This window comes from Actinoalloteichus sp. AHMU CJ021, from assembly GCF_002895405.1.
GTDB classification, from domain to species: domain Bacteria; phylum Actinomycetota; class Actinomycetes; order Mycobacteriales; family Pseudonocardiaceae; genus Actinoalloteichus_B; species Actinoalloteichus_B caeruleus.
Genome location: NZ_CP025990.1, coordinates 3,946,731 through 3,957,871, shown reverse-complemented (window position 1 = coordinate 3,957,871; position 11,141 = coordinate 3,946,731). Strand labels below are relative to the sequence as shown.

Genomic DNA, 11,141 nt, shown 5'->3' with positions numbered 1-11,141 from the left:
GTCCTCACTCTCCTCGTAAGCCGGGCTGGTCGCCGCCGGTGGCGGCGCGTTCGAGTTCGGACAGGACCCTGTCCTCGACGGTCAGGGCCAGCGCCGAGACCGTCACCGCCCTGAGCACGTCGTGCGGTGTGACGGACACCGCGAACGTGCGGTTGACCTGTTGCATGACCCGCAGCGCTCGGATCGAGTCGCCGCCGAGCTCGAAGAAGCTGTCGTCCGCGCCAACACTTCCCAGCCCGAGGGTCTCGGACCAGATCCGGGCGATGATCTCCTCGGTGGGGGTGGCGGGTTCCCGGTACCGGGTCGTCGCCTCGGGCCGTCCGGGGGCGGGTAGCGCGGCCCGGTCCACCTTCCCGTTCGGGGTGAGGGGGAGTTCGGGCACCGGGACCACGGTCCTCGGCAGGGCGTGTTCGGGGAGCCACCGGGCGGCGACGCGACGCAGGTCGCCCGTGTCTGGGGCGCGGTGCCCGGATTTCGCGATGACGTAGGCGGCCAGCCACACGCCGTCGTCGGCATGGACGGGGACGACTGCCGTCGAGGCGATGGAGGGGTGGCGGGCCAGGGCGGCCTCCACCTCGCCGAGTTCGGTGCGGTGTCCCCGGATCTTCACCTGGTCGTCGGCCCGGCCCAGGTACTCGAGGTCGCCGTCCCGGTTCCACCGGACCAGGTCCCCGGTGCGGTACATCCGTTGACCCGCGGTGAAGGGGTTGGCCACGAAGCGGTGGGACGTGCGCGCGGGGTCGTCGAGGTATCCCCGCGCGAGGCCGGTGCCGGCGAGGTACAGCTCACCCGTGACGCCGACGGGGACCGGCCGGAGCCGGCTGTCCAGGACGTAGGCGGAGGTGTTCCACCGTGGCCGGCCGATGGGGACGGGGCCATCCGGCAGCGGGTCGTCGGGGCCGATGCGGTACTCGACGGTACCCACGGTGGCCTCGGTGGGGCCGTACTCGTTGACGACGGTCGCCTGGGGGTTGCGTCGTCGCCACTCGGCCAGGCTTCCGCCGAGGAGCTGCTCCCCTCCCACGACGATTTCCCCGCGCATCGGCGGCGCCGCCGGATCAACGAGCAGCGGGAGGTGGCTGGGGGTCACCTTCACCAACGACGCCGCGACCTCCTCACCGTTCCGTTCCCGAGGAACGGGGGCGGTGGGGTCGGCGAACTCGACGCTCCCGCCGAGCACGAGCGGGACGAACAGTGAGGTGACGGTCAGGTCGAAGGCGATGGAGGAGTGCACCACGGCGTGGCCGGCCCCACCGGGGTAGGCGCTGCCCGCCCAGCTGAGGTAGTCGGTCAGCGACTCGTGGGAGATGGTGACGCCCTTCGGGGTTCCGGTGGACCCGGAGGTGAAGATGACGTAGGCGGGGTGCGCGGGTAGGAGCGGGGCGACCCGGTCCGCGTCGCAGAGCGAGGTGTGGTCCTGCTCGGCGAGGGCGGAGACGACGGACGAGGTGTCGAGGGCGACGACCGGGGGGAGGGTGCCCAGTTCCGCCTCCTTCCACTCCAGGAGGATGTCCGCGGTGGTCAGCAGTAGGGTCGGCGAGCAGGAGTCGAGGACGGACCGGACGCGGCCGACCGGGTGGGAGGGGTCGAGGGGCACGTACCCGGCGCCGCTGGTGAGGACGGCGAGGAGCGCGACGACGAGCAGGTCCCCGGGAGGGAGGGCGACGCCGACCAGCGCCTCGGGACCCGCACCCCGGTCAACGAGGTACCGGGCGAGGCGGTTGGCCCGCCCGGTGAGCTCCTCGCGCGAGATCTCACCGCTCCGTGTCCTGATCGCCACGCGGGACGGCTCGACGGCGGTGGCGGCTCGGGCCAGCAGGTCCGGCAGGGTCAGCGGTTCACGGGTGCGCCAGGTGCCGTTGCGGGCCACCACGAGGTCCCGGTGTTCGGCGGGGGCGAGCCAGGGCTGGCGCCCCACGAGGTGGTCCCCGCCGCCTTCCCCGAGTGCGGTGAGCAGGGTGACGACCCGGTCGAGCAGGGCGTCGACGGTGGTCGTCCTGAAGGCCTCCTCGTCGAAGGCGGCGTTCAGGGCGAGCGTTCTCTGCTGGTAGACCGTGACCATCAGCGGCAGTTCGGTGGTCTCCACGTTCGCGGTGAGCCGGTCGATGGTGAGGCCCGCGCCGGTGGCGGTCCGCTCGTCCACCGGGTAGTTCTCGAAGACCAGCACGCTGTCGAAGAGCCGTCGTCCCGACGGGACGCCGCTCAACCGGCGGACCTCCGCCGCGGAGAGGTGGTCGTGGGCCCGGGACCGGGCCTGCTGGTCCTGGAGGTCGCGCAGCCAGGCCGGGATGGGCCGGGTGGGGTCCACGTCGACCACGACGGGCAGGGTGTTGATGAACAGCCCGCACAGGGACTCCGCGTCGGGCAGTTCGGAGGGCCGGTTGGTGGTGGTGGCGCCGAAGCAGACGGTGCGGGTTCCGGAGTGGAGGGAGAGGACGAGGGCCCACGCTCCCTGGACGACCGCGTTGACGGTGAGGCGTTCGCGGCGGGCGAATTCCTGGAGTCGCATGGTGGCGGCCGCTGACAGGGCGGTGCTGGTGCGCCCGGTGGACCTCGCGGCCCCTCCGGGGGGCGCCGCATCGTAGGGCAGGCCGGTCGGGGTGGTGACGGGGGCGAGCACGCCGCGCCAGTGCCGCGTCGCGGCGTCCCTGTCCTGCCGGGCCAGCCAGTCGACGTAGGCGCGGTAGGGCGGTCTGGCGGCGAGTGCCCGCAGAACGCCTCCCGCGTCCCCGCCGGCGGCGAGTTCGGCGTGGGTGGCGAAGACGTCGCCGAACAGCTGGAACAGGCTCCACCCGTCGAGGACCAGGTGGTGGAAGGTGAACAGCACCTGGACGGTGGTGTCGTCGACGCGGGCGAGGGCGACCCTGGCGAGTGGTGCTTGCGTGACGGAGATCCCGGCGGCACGGTCGCGGTCCACGAGCTCGCGGAGCGCGGTCTCCCGTGTGGCGGGGTCCGAGCCGGACCAGTCGTGCGTCTCGAGCGGGAGGGTGACGTCGCGGTGGACGACCTGGAGTGGTTCCCCGTCGCGCCGGTGGACGATGGCCGTGCGGAGCACCGGCACCTGGTTGACGACGAGCCGCCAGGCGCGGGCGAGGGTGTCGACGTCCCTGACACCGCCGAGGGCGAACGAGACCTGAGCGAGGTACACGCCCTCGTCCCCGCGCATCCCGTGGAAGAGCATGCCCGCCTGCATGGGGGTGAGCGGGTACAGGTCCTCGACATCCCCGCGCTGGTCGACGATCCGGTCCACGTCGGCCTGGTCGAGACCCGCGAGGGGGAAGTCGGAGGGGGTGCGGCCGCTGGTCCGGGGGTCGCGGCAGTGGTCGATGAGCGCCCGCAGCGTGTCCAGGGCGTCCTGGGCGACCCGGGCGATGGTGGACTCGTCGTGCACCGCGTGTGAGTAGTGCCAGGCGATCTCCAGTCGCCCGCCGGCCACGCTGGCGACCACGTCGACCAGGTGTGGTCGGGGCTGGTCCTGGTGCTCGTGCAGGCTGAGCCCCCCTGCGGCGTCGTGGACGAGTTCGGACGTCCGCCAGTCCAGCTGCCCCAGGTAGTTGACGCTGATCTCGGGATCCCGGGCGGGGATGAGGGGGTACGGGCGGTGTTCGGGCGCGAGGTACCGCAGTGCGCCGTGACCCAGTCCTCGCCGGGGCACCGCCCGCAGCGTCTCCTTCACTCCCTTGATCAGGGCGCCGAACCCCCCACCGTCGGGCACCTCGACGGTGACGGGGAACAGACTGGTGAACCAGCCGACCGTGCGGGTGAGGTCGGTTCCCTCCACGAGTTCCTCGCGGCCGTGCCCCTCCAGGGCGACCGTCACGGATGACTCGCCCGTCCACCGGCCGACCGCCCCGGCGAGCGCGCTGAGCAGGAGGTCGTTGACCTGCGTCCGGTAGGCACCGGCGGTGTCGTGCAGCAACGCGGTGGTGGCGTCCTCGTCGAGGACGGTGCGGTGGACCCGTGCCGTGCCGACGGTGTTCTCGCCATCGCGGTCCACGGGGATGGGGGTCATGCCGGCGGCGTGGACCGCGTGCCAGTGCGCGAGTTCGTCGTCGAGGCGCCCGGCGGCGACGTACGCGGCCAGCGCGGTGGACCACTGCCGTGGTGTGGTGGTCGGCGCGGGCAGCCTCACCGGTTCGCCGCGCCGGGCCTGCTGATAGGCGGTGTCGAGGTCGTCGACGAGGACGCGCCAGGACACTCCGTCCACGACGAGGTGGTGGGCTCCGATGGTCAGGACGGGGCCGTCGCCGCCGATCAGGCTGGCCCGGACTGGGACGTCGGTCGCCAGGTCGAACGCCCCGCCGACCCGGTCGGTCTCGGCGCGGACGATCGCGGTCCGCTCCTCGGGGTGCGCGGTGGAGGAGGAGACGACCTGGAGGACGTCGGCGTCCACCGGGGGCGCGAGGACCAGGCCTTTCCCGTCCTCGGTGACCCGGATCCGGAACGCCTCGTGGTGGCCGATCACCGCGCCGAGGGCGTGGCGCAGCGCGTCGATGTCGGGGTCGGGGGTCAGGCGGAGGGACAGCACCTGGTTGAAGTGGCCGGGGTGGGGCCGTCGCTGGTTCACGTACCACTGCTGGATCGGGGTGAGGGGGGCGACGGGGCCCACTTCCGGTGCCGGCGGTCCCGCGTCGTCGTCGCGGTGGCGCGCGACCAGGGCCAGGCGGGCGAGGGTCTGGTGGGCGAACAGGTCCCGCGAGGTGAGGGTGATGCCCTCGGCCCTGGCCCTGGCGACGACACGCATGCTCAGGATCGAGTCGCCTCCGAGTTCGAAGAAGTTGTCCTCCGCCGCGACCGTTTCGACGCCGAGCAGGTCCGCCCAGATGCGGGCCAGCGCACGCTGGACGGTGTCCGAGGGCGCGCCCGGGCCCGGGTCACGCCGACGGGCGGCGACGGCGGGGAGCGCCGCCCGGTCGAGTTTGCCGGCGGGGGTGAGGGGGAGCTCGTCGAGCACGACGATCGCGCTGGGGACGAGGTGGTCGGGCAGTCGTGCGGTGAGGAACTGGCGCAGCGCGGCGGCCCCGGTCTCGCCTGCCCCGCCGGGTTCGGGTCGTGCGCCATCGACGACGGCGTGGGCGACCAGTTGGCGGTGGCCGGCGGTTTGGGTGGTGGTCACCGCCGCCGCCGTGACGGACGGGTGCGCCAGCAGCGCGGCTTCGATCTCGCCGGGTTCGACGCGGAACCCCCGGATCTTCACCTGGTCGTCCAGCCTGCCCAGGATCTCCAGCACGCCGGTGTCGAGCCACCGCCCGAGGTCGCCGGTGCGGTAGAGGCGTTCCTCGGGCGCGAACGGCGCTGTGGTGAAGCGCTCGGCGGTGAGGTCGTCCCGCCCCAGGTAGCCCTCGGCGAGGCCGTCACCAGCGATGTGCAGTTCTCCGGGGACCCCGACGGGAACGGGGTGTCGGTCGGGGTCGAGCACGTAGACGCGGGTGTTGGCGATGGGCATGCCGATGGGGACGCGGCCCCGCTCGGCGTCGGCGGCGGTGATGCGGTGGGCGGTGGCGAAGACGGTGCTCTCCACCGGTCCGTAACCGTTGACCAGTGTGAGGTCCGGGTGGCGCCGGAGGATCTCGGCGATGTGGGTGGGGGATGCGGGCTCGCCCCCGGTCATCACCTGCCGCACGGAGTCGAAGACGTGCGGGTGGTGGTCGACCATGACGTTGAGGAGGCTCGCGGACAACCAGAGGGTGGTGACGCCGTACGCGGCGACGAGTTCGGAGATCACCTCGGGGTCGGGCCGGGGCCCTGGTTGGAGGACGCAGCGTCCTCCGTGCAGCAGGGTCGACCAGAGTTCGAGGTGGAATGCGTCCCAGGACACGGGGGCGGTCGACAGGGACACGTGATCGGGTCCGAACTCGACGAAGTCGGTGCCGAGGAAGGTGCGGACGAAGGCGCGGTGGGTGGTCACGACGCCCTTGGGTTCGCCGGTGGAACCGGAGGTGTACATCACGCACGCGGTGTCACCGGCGGAGGTCGGTAGCCCGGGGTCGTGGGAGGGCTCGTCGGAGACGTCGAGGGTGTCGAGCGCGATCCGTCGGCGGTCCCGTGGAAGCCGTTCGAGCAGGGCGGTCCTGGTCAGGACCAGGGTGGCCTCCGCGTTCGCGGTGAGGTGCGCGAGACGCTCCGAGGGGTGCTCCGGGTCGAGGGGGACGAGGGCCGCCCCGCTCTTGAGCACGGCCAGCACAGCGACGACCAGCTCGGGGGTGCGTGGCAGGCACACCGCCACGTGGTCGCCTCGGGTGACGTCCCACCGGGTGGCGAGCAGGTGGGCCAGTTGGTTGGCGCGGCGGTTCAGGTCGCGGTAGTTCAGCACCTCGGAACCGAACTGGACCGCCGGCGCCTCCGGGCTCCGCACCGCCTGGCGCTCGAAGAGTTGGTGCAGGGACCGCTCGCGCGGGTAGGGAACCGCGGTGTGGTTCCACCGGCGGGTGACCAGCTGCCGTTCGTCGGGGGTGAGGACCGTCAGATCCGCCACCGTCAGGTCCGGCCGCGCCGCGACGGACTCCAGGAGGTGGCGGAGGTGGCTGGCCAGCCGGTCGATGGTGGCGGTTTCGAACAACGCGTCGTCGTACTCGACGGCGACGACGAGGTCGCCGTCGGAACCCGGCCAGAACTCGACCAGGATGTCGTACTGGGTGGAGCAGCGGGGCAGGTCCAGGGGGCGGACGTCGACGCCGGCGGCGGAGCACGGGTCGACGATGTTCTGTTGGAGCATGACCATCGCGTTGAGCAGCGGCGGCCTGCTGAGGTCCCGGGTCGGGGCGAGTTCGGTGACGAGCCGGTCGAAGGGCACCTCGTCGTGGGAGAAGGCACCGACGAGGCTGTGCCGCACCCTGTCCAGGAGGTCCGCGAAGGGGATGTCGGAGGGCACGACGGCGCGCAGCGGGACCTGTCGGACGAAGAACCCGAGGGTGCGGTCCAGGTCGGGGTGGTCCCGACCGGCGCGGGCGGTGCCGATCACGAACTCGCGTTGCCGGGCGTGGGTGGCGAACAGCATCTGGACGGCGGTGAGGAGCGTGGTGAACAGGGTGGTGCGCCGCTCCTCGCTGAGGTCCCGCAGCTGGGCGACGACGTCGGCTGGCAGGGAGGTGCGGCGGACCGCGCCCGATCCGGTGCGGACCGCTGGCCGCGGCCGGTCGGTGACGAGGTCGAGCGGCGGAACGCCCCCGATCTCGTCGCGCCACCACCTGATCAGGGGAGCCAGGTCCAGGTCCTCGCGACGGAGCTCGTCCCAGTGGGCGAAATCCGTGTACTGGACACCCGGGTCAGGCAATCCGTGCGGTGCTCCGGTGACGGCGGAGTGGTACAGCGCGAGCAGCTCCTCCAGGAGCAGGCGCGCCGACCAACCGTCCGTGGTGATGTGGTGCTGGGTGAGCAGGAGCCGGTGCTCCTCGGGAGCGGCGTGGACGAGCACGAGCCGCAGCAGTGGTCCTCGGCGCAGGTCGAAGGGGGTGGCGGCCTCGGCTAGGGCCAGGGCGGACCAGGCCTGCTCCTGCTGGGGTCCTCGACCGCTGAGGTCGACGAGGTGCACTGGGACGTGCTCGGTGGGGCGGACGCGCTGCACCGCCTCGCCCGTGGCGTCGTCGACGACGGTGCGCAGCGCCGCGTGCCGACTGACGAGGTCGTGCACGGCGCGCCGGAGGGCGCCGTGGTGCAGGGGGCCGCTCAGGGTCACGGCGACCTGGGTGTTGTGCTCGGCTGCGGTGGGGTCGAACTCGTGGAGGAACCAGAGTCCCCGCTGCGTCGCCGAGAGAGGTGCGACATCAGTGCCGCGGGCGGTCAACGGCTCGGTCGTGGTGCCCGCTCCGGTAAGGGCCGCGGCGAACCCGGCGACCGTGGGATCGCGGGTGAGGACGGAGACGGGAACGGGGGTGCCGGTGAGTTCCCGGGTGCGGAAGACCGCGCGGACCGCGGTCAGGGAGTCGCCGCCGAGTTCGAAGAAGTCGTCGTGGATCCCGAGCGCGTCCACGCCGAGCAGTTCCTCCCACAGGTGGCACAGCGCGGCCTCGAGTTCGTCGCGGGGGCCGACGTGGGCGGTCGAACGGGTCAGGCGGGGGGCGGGGAGCGCTGTCCGGTCGATCTTGCCGTTGCGGTTGAGCGGCATCGTCGGTAGGGCCACGACCGCCGAGGGCGTCATGTAGTCGGGGAGGCGGGCGGCGGCGAAGTCGTGGATCTCCTGCTCGGTGGCCGGCCGGCCCCGTTGGACGACGACATAGCTCACCAGGCGGGGCCGGTTCGGCTGGTCCTCCCGCACCGTGGACACGACCTGCGCGACTCCGGGGCAGCGGGCGAGGACGGCGTCGACCTCGGCGAGTTCCACCCGGAAGCCGCGGATCTTGACCTGGTCGTCGAGCCTCCCCCGGAACCGCAGTTCCCCGTTCGGCTGTGGTTCGACCACGTCACCGGTGCGGTAGAGCCGGCCGCCGGCGGCGGAGAAGGGGTCGGCGACGAAGCGTTCGGCGGTGAGCGAGGGCTGGTTGACGTAGCCCCGACCCACGGCGGCTCCGGAGATGTAGAGCTCGCCCGGCTGGCCGGGGGGTACGGGACGAAGCCGGGTGTCGAGGACACGCACGGTGGTGTGGTCCATCGGCCCGCCGAGGGGGGCTCGTTCCTGACCGAGCGCGGCGTGGTCCAACACCGCCGTGGTGGCGATCGTGGTCGTCTCGGTCGGACCGTAGGCGTTGAGGATGAGCAGGTCGGGCGCGACCGCGAGGACGGCGGACACGGCGGTGAGCCGGGCCTCCTCCCCGCCGGTCACGATCCTCTCGAGTCCGACCAGGCAGTCCGGGTCCTCCTCGGCGAACAGGCAGAACAACGCCGTGGTCAGCAGCACGGTCCGCACGCCGTCCTCCCGGACGTGCCGGCGCAGGGTGTCGGCGTCGACCTCGCCGGGGGCTGCGACGACCAGCGTCCCACCCGAGGTCAACGGCACCCACAGTTCGAAGGTGGAGGCGTCGAAGGCGTACGGGGAGTGGAACAGGACCCGGTGGCGTTCCGCTCCGGACGTGTCCCAGCGGTGGTCCAGGACGAACGCCGCCACGTTGCGGTGGGTCACCCCTACCCCTTTGGGGCGGCCGGTGGACCCGGAGGTGAAGATCACGTAGGCGAGCGCGGAGGGGTGGGAGTCGTCGCCGGCGGGGCGCACGTCCGGGTGCTCCCAGGACCTGTCGTCGTCCTCGGCGACGAGGGGTGTGACGGATGGTGGGAGCGCGGCGGCGGTCGTCGGGTCCGTGACCGCCAGGGTGACGCCGACGTCCTCGGTGACCTGGGCGGTCCGCCGGGCCGGCAGGCCGCCGTGGAGGGGGACATAGGCGGCCCCGGTCTTGAGGATGCCCAGGACGGCGCACACGACCTCGACGCCCCGGGGGAGGCAGACCGCGACCCTCGTCCCCGGTGCCGCGCCCGCCGCGCGCAGTCGGTGCGCCCAACGGTCGGAGGCCCGGTCGAGGTCGGCGTAGGTGAGCTTCGTCCGCCCCGCCTGGACGGCCGTCTCCTCGGGGGTGGCGCGGGCCCAGCGGGACACGAGTCGAGGCAGCGTGGTGTCGAGGGCGTCGCGGCGGGTGTCGGGTCCGCCGCGCGGGGCCTCGGTCTCGGGTTCCGCGGTGGCGGGGAGTTCTGGTGCGTCAAGGTTCATGGTGGGGAAGCGCCTTCTTCCTGACGGGGGTGGGTGCCGGTGCGCTCGCGAGCGACGCGCGTCAGGTCTGGTCCCGGTCGGGGTGGTTCACGTCAGCGCCCCTCGGGTGTCACGTCGGGCACGGCCCGGTGTCGCGGATCCGATCACCTTGCGGGCCATCCGGCCGGTGATCTGCAGGCCGCTGACAGGGCCGGCACCGCCGGGGCGGACGAACCGGCCGACGAAGGTGGCTCGGGCTCCGATCCGTTCCCGCAGCAGGAAGCCGAGCCCGTGGCGCACGTCGAGGTCCGCGTAGTGGATTCCCTCCTGGTGCAGGGACAGCGCCCCGTGCGGTCCGCGCACCACCTCGTAGGTGGTGGCGCCGTTGGCGTACCGGCCAAGGCACTCGTCGGGGGCGTCGATGGTGGGGCTGTCGACGGGCAACCGCGAGTAGGACCGGCTGGCCACGTCCACGCCGAGGCTGGGCAGCAGGTCGACGAGGTCGTCCCACAGGGCCAGTCCCGTGGTGGCGTTGGCGGTCAGGGCCAGCACGGTTCCGGTGTCCGGGCACACCCGCAGGTGGCAGGACGTCCCGTCCGCAGTGCCGTCGTGGCCCCACCACTGGTGTCGTCCGCCGGCGAAGAGGGCCAGGCCCAAGCCCCATCCGTCGGCCATGCCCCACGGGCCCGCGGGCCCGTCGCCGGTCTGGTCGTGCCGCATCGGGTGGAGATCGCCGGGCTCGAAGAGGCCCCCGGACGCGCTCCCCGCGGCGTCGGGGAGCTGGAGCGCACCGAAGGCGGCGAGGTCGTGCGCGCTGAGAGCGAGGGATCCTGCCGGCGCCGCCGGCGCCGGCAGGGTCTGGGGCACCGTTCGGGGCGGCCCGGTTCCGGGTGGCACGGCGTGGCCGGGGACGTGGTGGTCGCCGGCGGCGTCGACGACGTGGGACGCACGTGCCCCCAGACCCGCGAGCAGCACCGAGTCCACCGCCTGCTGCCAGGACATCCCGGTCACGCGTTCGACCAGGTGTCCGGCCAGCACGTAACCGAGGTTGGAGTACGAGAACACGGACCCCGCCGGGTGGACCAGTCCTCCCCCGAGACACTGGTCCACCACATAACCGCCACGTGGGCGGTCGTGCGGGGCGTCGTCGATCCCCGAGGGGAGCCCGCTGGTGTGGCTGAGGAGTTGCCGCGGCGTCACCAGGCCCACCTCGTCGCCGACGAGTTCCGGCACGATTTCCTCGACCGGGTCGTCCAGGTCGAGGTCTCCGTCGGCCACGAGGATCAGGACCACGGCAGCCGTGAACGCCTTCGTGATCGATCCGAGGGGGAACCTGTGGTCCGGGCGCACGTCGGGTCCGCTGGGCGCGGTCCGCCCCAGCCGCAGGCCGTGCTGCTCGCCACCCTGGTGGACGACGCACTGGAGGCCCGGCACGCGGTGCCGGTTCCGCAGGTCCTCCAGGGACCTCGCGAGGGCGTCGAAATCCACTGCTCCTCCTCACAAGTCCGCGCCGTCGGCATCCGGCCGG

Annotated in this window: 2 protein-coding genes; both read right to left on the bottom strand. The window is 72.9% G+C overall.

The genetic code is table 11. The features are described 5' to 3' along the window. Nucleotides 1-4 precede the first annotated feature (4 nt). Nucleotides 5-9,634, bottom strand: a complete 9,630-nt coding sequence (locus C1701_RS17150) for a non-ribosomal peptide synthetase (RefSeq protein WP_103056241.1) — start codon at nt 9,632-9,634, stop codon at nt 5-7. An 87-nt stretch (nt 9,635-9,721) separates the two neighbouring features. Continuing rightward, nucleotides 9,722-11,101, bottom strand: a complete 1,380-nt coding sequence (locus tag C1701_RS17145; RefSeq protein ID WP_103056240.1) for a serine hydrolase domain-containing protein — start codon at nt 11,099-11,101, stop codon at nt 9,722-9,724. Between the last annotated feature and the right edge of the window lie 40 nt (nt 11,102-11,141).

Bases quoted from the DNA above. Each gene is read 5' to 3' on its own strand.
- C1701_RS17150 (WP_103056241.1), bottom strand. From the start codon at position 9,634: ATGAACCTTGACGCACCAGAACTCCCCGCCACCGCGGAACCCGAGACC.